General features: G+C 69.5%; 18 protein-coding genes. 9 read left to right on the top strand and 9 right to left on the bottom strand.

Going from position 1 to position 15,655, the window contains the following annotated elements; translation table 11 throughout:
- Nucleotides 1–3: 3 nt before the first annotated feature.
- Complete coding sequence (locus tag H7I87_RS08870; protein ID WP_023860974.1) at nt 4–723, bottom strand: ferritin-like fold-containing protein; 720 nt, start codon at nt 721–723, stop codon at nt 4–6.
- A gap of 269 nt (nt 724–992) precedes the next feature.
- Here H7I87_RS08870 and H7I87_RS08865 point away from each other — a divergent pair, with 269 nt between their 5' ends.
- Both H7I87_RS08865 and H7I87_RS08860 read left to right on the top strand, forming a co-directional pair.
- Complete coding sequence (locus H7I87_RS08865; protein WP_063967177.1) at nt 993–2,510, top strand: DEAD/DEAH box helicase; 1,518 nt, start codon at nt 993–995, stop codon at nt 2,508–2,510.
- Nucleotides 2,511–2,527: 17 nt separating this feature from the next.
- On the top strand, nt 2,528–3,754 hold the full coding sequence (locus tag H7I87_RS08860) for an Rv3212 family protein (RefSeq protein ID WP_033718493.1): 1,227 nt from the start codon (nt 2,528–2,530) through the stop codon (nt 3,752–3,754).
- 176 nt (nt 3,755–3,930) lie between these two features.
- On the opposite strand, the gene H7I87_RS08855 is transcribed toward H7I87_RS08860, so the two are convergent.
- Entirely contained in the window at nt 3,931–4,731 is an 801-nt protein-coding gene (locus tag H7I87_RS08855; RefSeq protein WP_003874613.1) for a ParA family protein, read from the bottom strand.
- A gap of 112 nt (nt 4,732–4,843) precedes the next feature.
- On the opposite strand from H7I87_RS08855, the gene H7I87_RS08850 reads away from it, so the two are divergent.
- Genes H7I87_RS08850 through H7I87_RS08840 form a run of 3 tightly spaced genes read left to right on the top strand, consistent with a single transcriptional unit; the run spans nt 4,844 to nt 6,998 of the window.
- Nucleotides 4,844–5,428 carry an acid phosphatase gene (locus H7I87_RS08850; protein ID WP_031348494.1) on the top strand — a complete coding sequence of 195 codons (585 nt, stop codon included), beginning with the start codon at nt 4,844–4,846 and terminating at the stop codon, nt 5,426–5,428.
- Nucleotides 5,425–6,519, top strand: coding sequence for an isochorismate synthase (locus H7I87_RS08845; protein ID WP_011725919.1), 1,095 nt, complete (start codon nt 5,425–5,427; stop codon nt 6,517–6,519). The genes H7I87_RS08850 and H7I87_RS08845 overlap by 4 nt, the downstream gene beginning before the upstream one ends.
- Complete coding sequence (locus H7I87_RS08840; RefSeq protein WP_019732606.1) at nt 6,516–6,998, top strand: GNAT family N-acetyltransferase; 483 nt, start codon at nt 6,516–6,518, stop codon at nt 6,996–6,998. Before H7I87_RS08845 ends, H7I87_RS08840 begins: the two co-directional genes overlap by 4 nt.
- Here the strand turns inward: H7I87_RS08840 and H7I87_RS08835 are convergent.
- Complete coding sequence (locus tag H7I87_RS08835; protein WP_003878911.1) at nt 6,950–7,381, bottom strand: hypothetical protein; 432 nt, start codon at nt 7,379–7,381, stop codon at nt 6,950–6,952. The genes H7I87_RS08840 and H7I87_RS08835 overlap by 49 nt on opposite strands.
- Nucleotides 7,382–7,583: 202 nt before the next feature.
- Here H7I87_RS08835 and H7I87_RS08830 point away from each other — a divergent pair, with 202 nt between their 5' ends.
- Complete coding sequence (locus H7I87_RS08830) at nt 7,584–8,549, top strand: diacylglycerol/lipid kinase family protein (RefSeq protein ID WP_003874608.1); 966 nt, start codon at nt 7,584–7,586, stop codon at nt 8,547–8,549.
- 281 nt (nt 8,550–8,830) lie between these two features.
- On the top strand, nt 8,831–9,085 hold the full coding sequence (gene whiB1 / locus H7I87_RS08825) for a transcriptional regulator WhiB1 (RefSeq protein WP_003874607.1): 255 nt from the start codon (nt 8,831–8,833) through the stop codon (nt 9,083–9,085).
- A 69-nt stretch (nt 9,086–9,154) separates the two neighbouring features.
- Here whiB1 and H7I87_RS08820 read toward each other — a convergent pair whose 3' ends face one another.
- Both H7I87_RS08820 and H7I87_RS08815 read right to left on the bottom strand, forming a co-directional pair.
- Complete coding sequence (locus H7I87_RS08820) at nt 9,155–10,654, bottom strand: sensor histidine kinase (RefSeq protein ID WP_011725921.1); 1,500 nt, start codon at nt 10,652–10,654, stop codon at nt 9,155–9,157.
- 28 nt (nt 10,655–10,682) lie between these two features.
- Nucleotides 10,683–10,898 (bottom strand): biotin/lipoyl-binding carrier protein, encoded by a 216-nt coding sequence (locus H7I87_RS08815; protein ID WP_003874604.1) that lies wholly within the window; start codon nt 10,896–10,898, stop codon nt 10,683–10,685.
- A gap of 276 nt (nt 10,899–11,174) precedes the next feature.
- On the opposite strand from H7I87_RS08815, the gene H7I87_RS29150 reads away from it, so the two are divergent.
- The gene (locus H7I87_RS29150; protein ID WP_085976515.1) at nt 11,175–11,249 is read left to right on the top strand and encodes a 50S ribosomal protein bL37; all 75 of its coding nucleotides are present in this window, start codon (nt 11,175–11,177) and stop codon (nt 11,247–11,249) included.
- Between the two features lie 6 nt (nt 11,250–11,255).
- Here the strand turns inward: H7I87_RS29150 and rsrA are convergent, their stop codons facing one another.
- Entirely contained in the window at nt 11,256–11,570 is a 315-nt protein-coding gene (rsrA, locus tag H7I87_RS08810; protein ID WP_010949924.1) for a mycothiol system anti-sigma-R factor, read from the bottom strand.
- Entirely contained in the window at nt 11,567–12,373 is an 807-nt protein-coding gene (locus tag H7I87_RS08805; RefSeq protein WP_011725922.1) for a sigma-70 family RNA polymerase sigma factor, read from the bottom strand. Before H7I87_RS08805 ends, rsrA begins: the two co-directional genes overlap by 4 nt.
- A 218-nt stretch (nt 12,374–12,591) precedes the next feature.
- Between H7I87_RS08805 and H7I87_RS08800 the strand changes: the two genes are divergently transcribed.
- Nucleotides 12,592–13,440 (top strand): SDR family oxidoreductase, encoded by an 849-nt coding sequence (locus H7I87_RS08800; protein ID WP_011725923.1) that lies wholly within the window; start codon nt 12,592–12,594, stop codon nt 13,438–13,440.
- Nucleotides 13,441–13,461: 21 nt separating this feature from the next.
- On the opposite strand, the gene H7I87_RS08795 is transcribed toward H7I87_RS08800, so the two are convergent.
- Both H7I87_RS08795 and H7I87_RS08790 read right to left on the bottom strand, forming a co-directional pair.
- Nucleotides 13,462–14,472 (bottom strand): zinc-dependent alcohol dehydrogenase, encoded by a 1,011-nt coding sequence (locus H7I87_RS08795; protein WP_033727242.1) that lies wholly within the window; start codon nt 14,470–14,472, stop codon nt 13,462–13,464.
- Complete coding sequence (locus H7I87_RS08790; RefSeq protein WP_033727243.1) at nt 14,469–15,653, bottom strand: sulfotransferase family protein; 1,185 nt, start codon at nt 15,651–15,653, stop codon at nt 14,469–14,471. The genes H7I87_RS08795 and H7I87_RS08790 overlap by 4 nt, the downstream gene beginning before the upstream one ends.
- Nucleotides 15,654–15,655: the final 2 nt, after the last annotated feature.

Here is a 15,655-nt window from a genome sequence, read left to right as displayed (position 1 = left end):
GGCTCAGCCCAGGCCCAGTTCCCGCATGCGCCGCTCGTGGGTCTGCTGCAGCCGGTCGAAGAACGCGTTGAGCTGGCCCAGCCCGCCGGCGCCGGACACCACCAGATCGACCAGCTCGTCGTGGTCGGCCAGCAGGTACTGCGCCTGGGTGATCGCCTCGCCCAACAGGCGGCGCGCCCACAGCGCCAGCCGGCTGCGCTGCTTGCTGCTGGAGGTGACGGCGGCGCGCACCTCGGCGACGACGAACTGCGAGTGCCCGGTCTCCGCCAGCGCGGCGCGCACCACGTCGGCGACCTCGTCGGGCAGCCCGTCGGCGATCTCCAGGTACAGGTCGGCGGCCAACGCGTCGCCGACGTAGGTCTTGACCAGCGCCTCCAGCCAGGTGCTGGGCATCGTCAGCCGGTGGTAGTTCTCCAGCGCCGAGACGTACTTCGACATCGCGGACACCACGTCGACGCCCCGGCTCTCCAGCGCGTCGCGCAGCTGCTCGTAGTGCTGCATCTCGGCGGCGGCCATGCTCGCCATCGAGATCCGTCCGCGCAGGTCGGGAGCCATCTTGGCCTCGTCGGTGAGCCGGTAGAACGCGGCGATCTCGCCGTAGGCCAGCACCGCGAACAGCTCGTTGACGCCCGGGTGGTCGGCCGACAGTCGGGGGGCGGGTGAATCGGCTGCTCGGTCGGCTTCTCTGGCTGCATCGGAGGACTGGCAAGAGGACCGGGTCATGGCAACACTGTAGTCGGCTGACTTAGCGCAAAATGGGAGCCAGCTGTCGACCGGCTATCATGTAGGTAGATGGCGGTTGTATTTGTCTTCTATTTCCACCATCGGGGAAATGTGCGTGCACAGTTGGCCCGCCCGGACTGGGTTCCTCCAGCCCGAGCCGGAGCCGGCGACTCGGCGACGTATTCGGAGTCGGAACTGGTGCGCGCGTGACCGCAACAGAGAAACACCGACACAATCCGATACGTCACCGAGAGGCTATCTACCCACGCATGACCACACCCTCCAGCACAACTGAACTCACTTTTGCTCAACTCGGCGTCCGCGACGAAATCGTCCGCGCGCTCGACGAAAAAGGGATTCAACACCCTTTTGCGATCCAAGAACTGACCCTGCCGCTGGCGCTGGCCGGCGACGACCTGATCGGCCAGGCCCGCACCGGCATGGGCAAGACCTTCGCCTTCGGGGTGCCGCTGCTGCAGCGCATCACGGCCGGCACCGCCCCGCGGGCGCTGAACGGCACCCCGCGCGCGCTGGTCGTGGTGCCCACCCGCGAACTGTGCCTGCAGGTGACCGATGACCTCACGCTGGCGGCCAAGCACCTGACCGCCGACGGCGGCCGCCCGTTGTCGGTGGTGCCCATCTACGGCGGCCGCCCCTACGAACCGCAGATCGACGCGCTGCGCGCCGGCGCCGACGTCGTGGTGGGCACCCCGGGCCGGCTGCTCGACCTTGCGCAGCAGGGCCACCTGCAGCTGGGCGGGCTGTCCGTGCTGGTGCTCGACGAGGCCGACGAGATGCTCGACCTGGGCTTCCTGCCCGACATCGAGCGCATCCTGCGGCAGATCCCCGACGACCGGCAGTCGATGCTGTTCTCGGCGACCATGCCGGACCCGATCATCACGCTGGCCCGCACGTTCATGAGCCAGCCCACCCACATCCGGGCCGAGGCGCCGCATTCGGCGGCCACCCACGACACCACGGTTCAGTACGTCTACCGGGCGCACGCCCTGGACAAGGTGGAGCTGGTCAGCCGGGTGCTGCAGGCCGAGAGCCGCGGCGCCACGATGATCTTCACCCGCACCAAGCGCACCGCGCAGAAGGTCGCCGACGAGCTGGCCGAACGCGGCTTCAAGGTCGGTGCGGTGCACGGGGACCTGGGGCAGGTGGCACGGGAGAAGGCGCTCAAGGCCTTTCGGACCGGCGACATCGACGTTCTGGTGGCCACCGACGTGGCGGCCCGGGGCATCGACATCGACGACGTCACGCATGTCATCAACTACCAGATTCCCGAGGACGAGCAGGCCTACGTGCACCGCATCGGCCGCACCGGCCGCGCCGGCAAGGCCGGGGTCGCGGTCACCCTGGTGGACTGGGACGAGCTGGCCCGCTGGGCGCTGATCGACAAGGCGCTGGGGCTGGACGTTCCCGAGCCCGCCGAGACCTACTCCAATTCGCCGCACCTGTACGAAGAGCTGGGCATCCCGGCCGGTGCCGGGGGCCGGGTGGGCGCCGCCCGCAAGCCGCAGGGCCCGCGCCGCAGCGCCGAGCGGGCGACCGGAAAGCCGGATCAGAAGTCGGAGACAGCCACGCGGCGCTCGGGCACCCGGCGCCGACGCACCCGCGGCGGCCAGCCGGTCAGCGGGCACCCGTCGGGCACCGGCGCCGCGAGCAGCAACGGCGAGGCGGCCGCGGACGCACCGGCCGGCTCCCCGCCGGGCAACCCCGGCTCCAGCCGGCGCCGACGCCGGCGTCGCAAGCCCGCGGACGCCACCGCGCAGAGCAACTAACGCCCCGGCGCCGACGCATGGTCAGACCCGAGCGGCGGACCAGGGGCGACATCGTGGCCGCCGCGACCATCGCCGTCGTCGTCGCCGCGACCGCCGCGCTGATCTGGTGGACCAGCGACGCCCGGGCAACCGTCAGCCGCCCGGCGGCCGTGCCGGCGCCCAACCCGAGCCCCGCCCGGCAAGTGCCGGCCAGCCTCAAACAGCTGTGGACCGCGGCCAGCCCGGCCACCACCGAGCCGGTGGTGGTGGGTGGGGTGGTCGCCACCGGTGCGGGCCGGCGGATCGACGGCCGCGACCCCGCGACCGGGCAGTCCCGCTGGAGCTATGCCCGCGACACCGACCTGTGCGGACTGTCCTGGTTGTACCGCTACGCCGTCGGGGTGTACCGCGATGACCGTGGCTGCGGCCAGGTGAGCACCCTCGACGGTTCCACCGGCCGCCGCGGGCCGGCCCGCAGCGGCTACGCCGACCCGCGGGTGCGGCTGTCCTCCGACGGCATGACCGTGCTGTCGGTCGGCGACACCCGGATGGAGCTGTGGCGCTCGGACATGGTGCGGATGCTCACCTACGGCGAGACCGACGCCCGGGTGAAACCGTCGGCGCGCGGACTGCACTCGGGCTGCCGGCTGATCTCGGCCGCGGCCAGCTCGTCGGCGGTCTCGGTGCTGGAGAGCTGTGCGAATCAGGCCGACCTGCGGCTGGTGCTGCTGCGGCCCGGCAAGGACGACGACGAGCCCCAGCAACACATCGTGGCCGAGCCGGGCATCGCACCGGATTCGGGCGCCCGGGTGCTGGCCGTCCGGGAGGCCACCACCGCGGTGTATCTGCCGGCGCCGCGGCCGCGGGTCGACGTGATCGACGAAACCGGGACGACGGTGTCGAGCACGCCGCTGCCCAGACCGCCGTCGCCGTCGGCGGCGGTCTCGCACGCGGGCAGCGTGATGACCTGGTGGACCGGCGATTCGCTGATGGTCTTCGACGTCAACACCTTGGCGCTGCGCTACACCATCGCCGCCGGGGACAAGACCGCGCCGCTGGGGCCGGGGGCGATGATGGCGGGCCGGTTGCTGGTGCCCGTCACCGGGGCGATCGGCGTCTACGACCCGATCAGCGGCGCCAGCGAACGCTACATTCCGGTGGACCGGGCGACCAGCGGCGCGCCACCCGGGGCCGCGGTGGTGCCGGCCGTGTCCGGGTCGCGGGTGTTCGAGCAGCGCGGCGACACCGTGGTCGCGCTGGGCTGATCGCGATCTGGGCCGTCGCTTCGGTTCGGGCCGTCGCTTCGGTTCGGGCCGTCGCTTCGGTTCGGGCCGTCGAGTGTGAATCGTTGGCCTTGCGTGTGTATCTGCGGCGGCGACACGCCGAGCGGGCTCGCCGTCAGCGCACACTCAAAGCCCAGCGACTCGGCCGCGCGCCGAGGCTAGACCTCGACGGTGAACGTGGGCAGCGGCTTGCCGGACTTCCAGTGCTTGAGCAGCGCCGCGGCCAGTTCGCCGTAGGCCGCCGCGCCCTTGTTCTTGCGGCCGGCCATCACCGACGACCCCGAGGCGCTGGCCTCGGCGAACCGCACGGTGCGCGGAATCGGCGGGGCCAGCACCGGCAGGCTGTAGCGGTCGGCGACGTCGACGAGCACGTCGCGGGTGTGCGTGGTGCGCGAGTCGTACAGCGTCGGCAGGGCGCCCAGCAGCCGCAGGTCCGGGTTGGTGATCTGCTGAACGTCGGCCACCGTGCGCAGGAACTGCCCCACCCCGCGATGCGCCAGCGTCTCGCACTGCAGCGGCACGATGACCTCGTCGGCGGCGGTCAGCCCGTTGAGGGTCAACACCCCCAGCGACGGCGGACAGTCGACGATCACCACGTCGAACCGGTCGGCGAGTTTGGCCAGCGCCCGCTTGAGCGCGTACTCGCGCCCGGCCCGCATCAGCAGCATCGCTTCGGCCCCGGCCAGGTCGATGTTGGCCGGCAGCAGCGTCATTCCCTCCGCGGTGTCCACCAGCGCGGCGTTGGGCTCGACCTCGCCGAGCAGCACCTCGTGCACGGACACCGGCAGCTTGTCGGGATCGTGGCCCAGCGAGAAGGTCAGGCAACCCTGCGGGTCGAGGTCGACCAGCAGCACCCGCTTGCCCTCGTCGACCATCGCCGCGCCCAGCGAGGCGACCGTCGTCGTCTTGGCTACGCCGCCCTTCTGGTTGGCCACCGCCAGTACCCGGGTCTTACTCACCAGCGCCCGCCCCTTTTCATCGCCGCGCGTTTACAGTGCCATCCTGGCATGTTCGCCCGCCAGACGCTTGGGCCCAGCGGCCCCAGCATGTCGTCCGGCAGAATCACTGCACATGGGCTTGCACAACCACCGTCTGGTGCTGCTGCGCCACGGCGAGACCGAGTGGTCGAAAACGGGTCGGCACACCGGCCGCACCGAGGTGGAGCTGACCGAGGCCGGCCGGACGCAGGCCGAGCGCGCCGGCCGGGCGCTGAGCGAGCTGAAACTCGTTGAGCCACTGGTGATCAGCAGCCCGCGGCAACGCTCGCTGGCCACCGCGGAGCTGGCCGGGCTGAACGTCGACGAGGTGTCCGAGCAGCTCGCGGAATGGGATTACGGCTCCTACGAGGGCCTGACCACTGAGCAGATCCGCCAGTCGGTGCCCGACTGGCTGGTGTGGACGCACGGCTGTCCGGGCGGCGAGAGCGTCGCGCAGGTCAGCGCGCGCGCCGATGCGGCCGTCACCGCGGCGCTGCGGCAGATGGAGTCGCGCGACGTGGTCTTCGTCAGCCACGGCCACTTCTGCAGGGCGGTGATGACACGCTGGGTGGAATTGCCGCTCGCCGAAGGCAGCCGCTTCGCCATGATCACCGCGTCGATCGCGGTCTGCGGATTCGAGCACGGGGTGCGGCAACTGCGGGCGCTCGGGTTGACGTGAACGACGAACCGACGTTCGCGCTGTGCGGGCCGACGCAAACCCTGGTCGCCGACGGCGTGCGGCGAAGCTACCGCGACGTGGCCGCCGCGCAGGCCGCGCTGCGCTCCCAAGAAGTGTCAATTGTGTTGGGCGCGTTGCCTTTCGACGTGCGCCGACCGGCCGCCCTGCTGACCCCGGATACCGTGAGCGTCAGCGACGGCCCACCGGACTGGCCGGCCCGGAAGCTGCCGTCGATGCGGGTTGCCGCCGCCCTCCCCCCGCCGATCGACTACCGGGACCGGATCTGCCGGGCCCGCGAGCAGCTCGCCGCAACCGACAACCCGCTGCACAAGGTGGTGCTGGCCCGCGCCCTGCACCTGGTCGCCGACGCCCCGCTGGATGCCCGCACCATCCTGCGCCGGCTGATCGCCGCAGACCCGGGCGCGTACGGCTATCTCGTCGACCTCAGCGCCGCCGGCCACGACCATGCGGGCGTGGCGCTGGTGGGCGCCAGCCCCGAGCTTCTGGTGGCGCGCACCGGCGACCGGGTCGAGTGCCGGCCGTTCGCCGGGTCGGCCCCGCGTGCCGCCGATCCGGACACCGACGCGGCCAACGGTGCCGCGCTGGCGTCGTCGGCCAAGAACCGCCACGAGCATCAGCTGGTGATCGAGACCATCAGGGCCGCCTTGGAGCCGCTGTGCGACGACCTGTCCATCGCGGCCCAACCGCAGCTGAGCCGCACCGCCACGGTGTGGCACCTGTGCACGCCGATCAGCGGGCGGCTGCGCGATAAGTCAACCACCGCAATCGATTTGGCGCTGGCGTTGCACCCCACACCGGCGGTCGGCGGGGTGCCGACCGACGCCGCCGTCGAGCTGATCGCCGAACTGGAGGGCGACCGCGGCTTCTACGCCGGCGCGGTGGGATGGTGTGACGCCCGCGGCGACGGCCGCTGGGTGGTGTCCATCCGCTGCGCGCAGTTGTCGGCCGACCGGCGCAGCGCGCTGGCGCGGGCCGGCGGCGGTATCGTCGCCGAATCCGATCCCGACGACGAAGTCGCGGAAACCACAACGAAATTCGCCACCATACTCAACGCCCTGGACGTCCGATGAGCCACCGAATCCGCCGCGCCGCACCGCACGACGCCGCCGCCATCACCGAAATGATCCATGCGCTGGCCGAATTCGAGCGCGCCGCCGATCAGTGCACGGTCACCGAAACACGGCTCGCCGCAGCGCTTTTCGATGCGGCCCCGACGGTGCACGGGCACGTGGCCGAGGTGGACGGCACGATCGCGGGGATGGCGCTGTGGTTCGTCAACTTCTCCACCTGGGACGGCGTGGCGGGGATCTATCTGGAAGATCTGTTCGTACGACCGGGGTTTCGCCGCCGCGGACTGGCCCGGGCATTGCTGGCTGCGCTGGCCGCCGAGTGCGTGCGACGGGGCTACACGCGGCTGAGTTGGGCGGTGTTGAACTGGAACACCGACGCCATCGCCCTCTACGACGGGATCGGCGCCCGGCCGCAGCGGGAATGGACCACCTACCGGCTGTCCGGGCCGCGGTTGGCGGAGCTGGCGGAGTCGTCCTGACCGCCGGCGGCCCAGCGCACCGCGGCCGGACTGAACAGCAAGCCCAGCACGACCAGGGCCACCGCGCCGGCCGGGATCCCGAAGCCCGGCTGATGCGACCCCACCGCCAGATACCAGGCGACCGGCAACAACAGCAGCTGGGTGATCACCGCCAGCCCGCGGCCCCACCGCTTGCCGCGGGTCAACGCGCGCCCCGCGCCGATCACCGCGGCGCCGACCAGCACGAACCAGCCCGCGGTGGCCAGGCCGTTGACCACATGCTGGTCGGCGCCGGCGATCCCGCGCACCACCAGCACCACCGCCACGACCAGCGCGGCCACCCCTTGCAGCAGGACGATCAGGCCGGCACGGCGAACGGCGGTCGGGGCGGCGGGCGTCGTCACAGCGTCAGCGTAGCCACGACACCCGTCGGACTCCTCCTCGCGCCGCGCTGCGGCGCGCATCGTCGCACCGCTCGGTTCGATCGCGGCACTCCTCCTCGCGCCGCGCTGCGGCGCGCATCGTCGCACCGCTCGGTTCGATCGCGGCACTCCTCCTCACGCCGCGCTGCGGCGCGCATCGTCGCACCGCATAAGCTCGTGGCTCATGCGGGCCGTGCTGATCGTCAACCCAACAGCGACTTCGACCACCGCGGCCGGGCGCGATCTGCTGGCCCACGCGCTGAAGAGCCGCCTGCAGCTCGCCGTCGAGCACACCAACCACCGCGGTCACGGCACCGAACTCGCGCAGAAGGCGCTCGCCGACGGCGTCGACCTGGTCGTCGTGCACGGCGGTGACGGCACGGTGAGCGGGGTGGTCAACGGCCTGCTCGGCCGTCCCGGATCGCTGCCGACCGGACCGGTGCCGGCGGTGGCGGTGGTCCCCGGCGGCTCCGCGAACGTGCTGGCGCGGTCGCTGGGCATCTCCCGCGACCCGGTCGCGGCCACCAACCAGCTCATCCAACTGCTCGACGACTACCAGCGCCACCACACCTGGCGCCGCATCGGGCTGATCGACTGCGGCGAGCGGTGGGCCGTGTTCAACACCGGCATGGGCGTCGACGCCGAGGTGGTGGCCGCCGTCGAGGCCGAACGCGACAAGGGCGGCAAGGTGACCGCGTGGCGCTACATCCGCGCGGCGGTGCCCGCCGTGTGGGGCTACACCCGCCGCGAACCGATGCTGACGCTGGAACTGCCGGGCCGCGAACCCATCACCGGCGTCAGCTTCGCGTTCGTGTCGAACTCGAGCCCGTGGACGTTCGCCAACGAGCGGCCGGTGTGGACCAACCCCGGCTGCAGCTTCGAATCCGGCCTGGGGGTGTTCGCGCCCACCACCCTCAAGCCGATTCCCACCCTGCGGATCGTCCGGCAGATGTTCGCCAAACGCCCCGCCTTCGACTTCAAGCAACTGATCACCGAAGACGACCTGCCCTGCCTGCGAGTTACCTCGACCGGCGGCCCCGTCGCCTGCCAGTTCGACGGCGATTACCTCGGCGTGCGCGAAACCATGACGTTCAAGTCCGTTCCGGACGCGCTGGCGGTCGTCGCGCCGCCGCGGCAAAAACGTCTCTGACCAGCTACAACACCTCGGCCCCAGGGCGGCCGGAAAACGGGGTTTCGGCGAAGAGGCCCGTCAGTGTAGTACAACGGAGTAAGGGTTCGGCTACGAGATGATCAAAGTGAGATAGCCCACGAGCGAACTCACACTATTGACATCTGTTGAGCCTGTGAAACGATCAAAAGGTTGCATGCAGAAATTTCGTGGGGGTACGGCCCCTTTTCTTCTGCACGCGTTAAACAGCCGAAGAAAATGGCCGTGCGCCTTGCTGCGCACTCAGTAAGGAGTAAAGACGTATGGATTGGCGCCACAAGGCGGTCTGTCGCGACGAGGACCCGGAGCTGTTTTTCCCGGTGGGGAACAGCGGCCCGGCGCTCGCGCAGATCGCTGACGCGAAACTGGTCTGTAATCGGTGCCCGGTGACCACAGAGTGCCTCGGTTGGGCCCTGAACACGGGCCAGGACTCGGGCGTCTGGGGCGGCATGAGCGAAGACGAGCGGCGCGCCCTGAAGCGTCGCAACGCCCGGACAAAGGCCCGCAGCGGGGTTTAACCCGGATAACGCAAAACGGTGCGGCCTCGACGATTGTCGGGGCCGCACTCTTGCGTGCGGGTCGCGCGGCTACAGCAACATCCTGGTCCGGCGCCCGATCGGCACCCGCAACACCACGTCGGTGCCGCGTTCGGAGGCTTCGCTCATCCCCAGCGTGCCGTCCAGCTCCGCCGACACCAGGGTGCGGACGATCTGCAGGCCGAGGCTGTCGGAGGCCTCCAGGCTGAATCCCTCCGGCAGGCCGCGGCCGTCGTCGTGCACCACGACGTCGAGCCAGCGGGCCGAGCGTTCGGCGCGGATCGTCACCGACCCCTCGGCGGCCGCCGGATCGAAGGCGTGCTCGATCGCGTTCTGCACCAGCTCGGTGATCACCATGATCAGCGCCGTGGCCCGGTCGGAGTCCAGCACGCCCAGATCGCCGACCCGGTTGATCCGGATCGGGCGGTCCACCGACGCCACGTCGTTCATGATCGGCAGGATCCGGTCGATCACCTCGTCGAGGTTGACCTGTTCGTCCACCGACATCGACAGCGCGTCGTGCACCAGCGCGATCGACGACACCCGGCGCACCGACTCGATGAGGGCTTCGCGCCCCTCGGGGTTCGTCGTGCGACGGGCCTGCAGCCGCAACAGCGCGGCCACGGTCTGCAGGTTGTTCTTGACCCGGTGGTGGATCTCGCGGATGGTGGCGTCCTTGGAGATCAGCGCGCGGTCGCGGCGCTTCACCTCGGTGACGTCGCGGATCAGCACCGCCGCGCCGGCGCTGGCGCCGTTGACCACCAGCGGCAGGGTGCGCAGCAGCACGGTCGCCCCGCCCGCGTCGACCTCCATCCGCATGCTCTTGCCGCCGGCCAGCAGGTCCTTGACGTGCTCGGCCATCTCCTGGGCCTCGAACGAATCGGAGATCAGCGGCCGGGTGATCTCGATGAGGTTGTGGCCCTCCAGCTCGGTGGTGAGCCCCATCCGGTGGTAGGCCGACAGCGCGTTGGGGCTGGCGTAGGCGACGACGCCGTTGACGTCGAGGCGGATGAAGCCGTCGCCGGCGCGCGGGGTGGAGCGCGACATGGCCACGTCCCCCACGTCGGGAAAGGTGCCCTCGGCGAGCATGTGGACGAGGTCCGCGGCGCACTCCCGGTAGGCGATCTCCAGCTGGCCCGACGCGCGGTCGGCGGCCACCGCGGTCTGATGCCGGGTCAGCACCGCCACCACATGCCCGCCGTAGCGCACCGGGGACGCCTCGACGTGAGTGCCGGGCAACCACGAATCTTGTTGGGCCGCAACGTCATCGGCTTTGGCGGCGCCGGAGGCGAAGGTCTCGGCGACCAGCGTCAGCCGCTCGGAGGCCACGACGGTGCCCACCGCGTCGGTTTGCAGCACGGTCGGCGCCGTGTTCGGCCGGCACTGCGCCACGCACACCAGCATGCCGTCGTCGCGGCACACCCACATCAGATAGTCGGCGAAGGACAGGTCGGCCAGCAGCTGCCACTCCCCGACCACCGCGTGCAGGTGGTCGACCGCGTTGCCCGGCAGCATGGTGTGCTCGGCGAGCAGATCACCGAGAGTGGACATCGAATAACTCCCGAGTGGTTCCCCGGGGCTAGCTGATCACCGCGATGAGGTCGCCCGCCTGAATGACGTCACCCACCGACACGCTGACCTTGCTGACGGTGCCACCGACTTCGGCCAGCACGGGAATCTCCATCTTCATCGACTCCAGCAGCACCAGGGTGTCGCCCTTGCCGATCTGGTCACCCTCGTTCACAACGACTTCGAGCACGCTGGCCACGATCTCGGCGCGCACATCCTCGGCCATCTTCACCCCACTCGTTTTCGGCCTCTGCGCAGGCTGGCTGCTGGTTCATCACGGTTCTATCAGGCCCCGTCAGGCTCACCTACATCGAACCACAGCACCGGCCGCGACGGCGGCACACCGGTCCCGACGGGTCCCGGCGAAGGCTCGCACCGGGGTCCGACGAGGGCTCCGACGAGGGCGAAGTCGGTGCGCGGCGGCGCTCGTGAGACACTGGGCAGCAAGCCAACCGGCGCGCGACGGCCGGTGTGACAAGCAATCGACGGAGGTTTTCGACCGATGGCCAAACGAGGCCGCAAGAAGCGCGACCGCAAGCACAGCAAGGCCAACCACGGCAAGCGGCCCAACTCCTGACGGACGCTACTGCGTGCCCCGGATGATGGTGGTGCGCCGGATTTCCAACCGCAGCCGCTCGCGCAAGCCCTCCGGGGCCTTCTCGCCCTTGCATTTCGTGGCGATCAACGCCTTGATCCGCTCCTCGAGCCCGTAGTGCTTGAAGCAGCCGGGACACGCCTCGAGGTGCCGGCGCAGTTGCTCCCGGGTGTCCGGGCCGCATTCGCCGTCGAGCAGCAGCCAGACCTGGCGGATCACCTCCGCGCAGCCGACGGCGCCGTGGGAATCGTCGTTCGGGCAGGATTCGGACAAGGCGTCGCCTTGCCCGGATGACTCACTCATGACGACACCTCCTCGTGCGTCTGCTGCCCGCGGTTGAAACCGCGCTCCTTGGCCACGTCGGCCAGCAGGCCACGCAGCTGCCGTCGGCCGCGGTGCAGCCGTGACATTACCGTCCCAATCGGCGTATCCATGATCTCGGCGATTTCCTTGTACGGGAAACCCTCGACATCGGCGTAATACACCGCCATCCGGAATTCTTCCGGCAAAGCCTGCAGCGCGTCTTTGATTTCGGAATCCGGCAGCGATTCCAGCGCCTCGACCTCGGCCGAACGCAGCCCGGTCGAGGAATGCTCCGCATTCGACGCCAGCTGCCAATCGGTGATTTCCTCGGTCGGATACTCCGCGGGCTGGCGCTGCTTCTTGCGGTAGCTGTTGATGTAGGTGTTGGTCAGGATCCGGTAGAGCCACGCCTTGAGATTGGTGCCGGCGCGAAACGAGCGGAACCCCGCGTAGGCCTTCACCATCGTTTCCTGCAGCAAATCCTCGGCGTCGGCCGGATTGCGCGTCATCCGCAGCGCACCGCCGTACAGCTGGTCCAGCAGGGGAATCGCGTCGCGCTCGAACCGCGCCGTCAATTCGGCGTCGGTCTCTTCGCGCGTCTCTTCGTGCGCCGCCGGTTCTGCGTGCGCCTCGGGGACTTCCGGGCTGGTCACGCCGTCTGGGCCATCTGGAGAATCGGCCATTTCGATAAACCCGGTCCCTTCTGCTGCGGTGTCACCGGAAAGCACCGAAAGCGCCCCCGGACTCGCAAGGAAGCCAGCCAACTGCTCCTCGCCTAACAGGCTCGTCGCCGTTGACACCACGCTGCTCCTCCCAATCTAAAGGCTGCCCCCGACAGTGTCTGCCCGGGTGTGGCCCACCGCACCAAAGACCGATCCCAATACCGATCCAAAGACCGATTGGATCAACAGTGCGCGCGACCGGGCTATTTCCCGCCGGTTTCCGGCCGCATTTCCCGCGGCTTTCCGGGCCCGATCAGACCCCGATCGGACCGGATCCGCCGTGGCGTTAGTGTGACGCCATGTCCCTGAATGGCAAGACCATGTTCATCTCCGGCGCCAGTCGCGGAATCGGCCTGGCGATCGCCAAGCGCGCCGCCCAGGACGGCGCCAACATCGCGCTGATCGCCAAGACGGCCGAGCCGCACCCGAAGCTGCCGGGGACGGTCTACACGGCGGCCAAGGAGCTGGAGGAAGCGGGCGGGCAGGCGTTGCCGATCGTGGGCGACGTCCGCGACCCGGAGTCGGTGGAGGCCGCCGTCGCCAAGACCGTCGAGCAGTTCGGCGGTATCGACATCTGCGTCAACAACGCCTCGGCGATCAACCTGGGTCCCATCACCGAGGTGCCGATGAAGCGGTTCGACCTGATGAACGGCATTCAGGTGCGCGGCACCTACGCGGTGTCGCAGGCGTGCATCCCGCACCTGAAGGGCCGCGAGAACCCGCACATCCTGACGCTGTCGCCGCCGGTGCTGCTCGGCAAGGAGTGGTTGAAGCCGACGGCCTACATGATGGCCAAATTCGGTATGACGTTGTGCGCGTTGGGCATCGCCGAGGAGATGCGCGAGGCCGGCATCGCCTCGAACACGCTGTGGCCGCGCACGCTGGTGGCGACGGCCGCGGTGCAGAACCTGCTCGGCGGGGACGAGGCGATGGGCCGGGCCCGCAAGCCCGAGGTGTATTCGGACGCCGCCTACGTCATCCTCAACAAGCCGGCCCGCGAGTTCACCGGCAACATGCTGCTGTGCGAGGACGTGCTGGTGGAATCCGGTGTCACCGACCTGTCGGTGTACAACTGCGTGCCGGGATCCCAACTAGGCGTGGACTTTTGGGTGGACGGCGTCAACCCACCGGGATACACCGGCCCCTAGCAACGCCCGTTCGTAGGCCGGTCAGCAGAAGGTGACGACGACCTTGTCGGCGGCGCCGGGAGTACGGGCCAGTTCGAGCGCCTCGCCGACGCGGTCGAACGGAATGGTGTGGCTGACGATCAGCGCGTACTTCTCCCAGTTCCTCACCAGATCGCCGGTCACTTCGAAGATTTCGTCCGGATAACCCATGCTCCCGACGATGGTGATCTCGTTGCTCATCACGTTGATCAGGTCGACGGGCACCGGTTCCTTGTGCACGCCAACGATTCCCAACGTGGCGCCCTTCTTGGCGGCGGCCAGCGCGGTGCTGACGACGGCCGGCGCGCCGGCAGCGTCGAGGTAGATGTCGGTGCCGGCCTTGCCGGGGAACATGCTCTCGCCCGGGCCGTGCAGCTCGACCAGGCGCGCCGCCACGTCTTCTTCGGCGGAGTTGACGACCGCGTCGGCGCCGATCCGCACTGCCTTGTCCAGGCGCCCGGGAATCAGATCGATGACCACGATGTGCTGCACGCCGAGGGATTTGAAGGCCAGCGTGGCGCCCAGCCCGATCGGGCCGGCGCCGAAGACGACGACCTTGTCCGTGGGTCGGGGTTGACAGCGGTTGACGCCGTGGCGCGCGACGGCCATCGGTTCGTTGAGCGCCGCCACCTCCCACGGGATGTGGTCCGGAATGACCTCGAGACTTGTTCCGCGGACGGCGTTTTCGATCAGCAGGTAGTCGGCGAGCGCCCCGCTGGCTCCGCCGTTGCCGATGATGCCGCTGGGCGCGGCCATCGGGTTGATGACGACGTGGTCACCGACGGCCAGCCCGGTCACCTCGGCGCCGACCCCGACGACCTCGCCGGCCGGTTCGTGCCCGAGCGGGGTGTGTCCCTGCCGCGGCGGGACGCCACCGATGCTGATGTAGAACGCGTCGGAACCGCAGATGCCGCAGGCACGCATCCGCACCAGGACGTCGCGCGGGCCCACACCGGGGCGCTCGACGTCGATGACCTCGGCCCGGTCCGGGCCGGTGACCACGGATGCTTTCACGGCGTGCCTTCCAGTTCAATGTCGAAGGTGTCGAGGTATTCGGCGAAGATCGGCTGGAGCGCTTCGACGGTCAGGCCGTATTCGTCGAGGCGATAGGCGTTGAGCGCGAACCGGTCCTGCGGGTGGTGAGCGAGCCAATTGCGCATGCGCGCTTCGGTTTCGGCGGTCAACGGCTCGTCGGCCCACTCGTAGATGCGCCGCATGACGTCCATCGGGTCGCGCATCATCTCGTGGTAGTACATGTGGAAGAAGCGCTCGTCGCCGATGCGCTCGCGGGCCCGCAGCGGGCGGTCGACGTGGTAGCGCATCTGCCACATCGCCAGCCGGCCCATCTCCGTCTGATCGAGAAGCTCGGTGTTCATCACCAGGCTCTGCGGCAGCCGCCACAGGTTGCACAGCGAACCGGTCGCCTTGTACGGGTCGCGGTGGGCCCAGATCAGCCGGGCGTCCGGGAACACCTTGAGCAGCGCCTCGATGTGCACCGAATGCGACGGCATCTTCAGGTTCCAGCTGCCCGGGGCGGTGGACTGCAGCACCTGCAGGTATCGCTTCTGGTACTCGTACGTGCTGCTCATGTCGGCTTCGTCGAACAGCCACCGCGCGTAGCGGTCCGTGGGCAGGAAGGAATCCCAGGACAGGCCCTTGAAGTCCTGGTTGTGGATGAACATGTCCTCGGTCGGGCCGTCGGCGTCTTCCCAGTGCGGCAGCGGCATTTTCGCCCGCGTCACGGCGTCCAGGATCTTGCGCTGCTGGTCCAGCAGGGCCAGGCAGCGCGGGTCGGTGCGCAGCGTCTCGGTGCTCGCCGGCGGGACCGGATGCACGCACTGCCAGTGCAGCAGCGACCGCCGGGCCGGGTCCTGGTCGAGCAGGTAACTGATGACCGTGGTGCCGGTGCGCGGCATGCCGAGCACGATGAGCGGCCGCTCGACCGGCGCGTCGAGCACCTCGGGGTGGTCCTGGATGTAGGCGTGCACCTGTAGGCGCCGGCCCAGCGCGTTGGTGGCGTCGTCGAGGACTCGCTGGCGCCCGAACGGCGTGAAGACCGGCGAGGTGTTGACCTCGTCGACGATCAGCGCCAGGCCCTCTCGCCAAGAGTCGGAGTCGATTTCGCTGAGGCCGGTGCGCTGCGCGGCCAGCTTGAAGACGTCGTCGGCGGTGGTGATGTTGTCGAAGTCGCTCATGG

Source organism: Mycobacterium timonense, from assembly GCF_025821985.1.
In the GTDB taxonomy this organism is placed as follows: domain Bacteria; phylum Actinomycetota; class Actinomycetes; order Mycobacteriales; family Mycobacteriaceae; genus Mycobacterium; species Mycobacterium avium.
The sequence above is the reverse complement of the archived record's forward strand: the minus strand, read 5'-3'. Positions and strand labels throughout refer to the sequence as shown.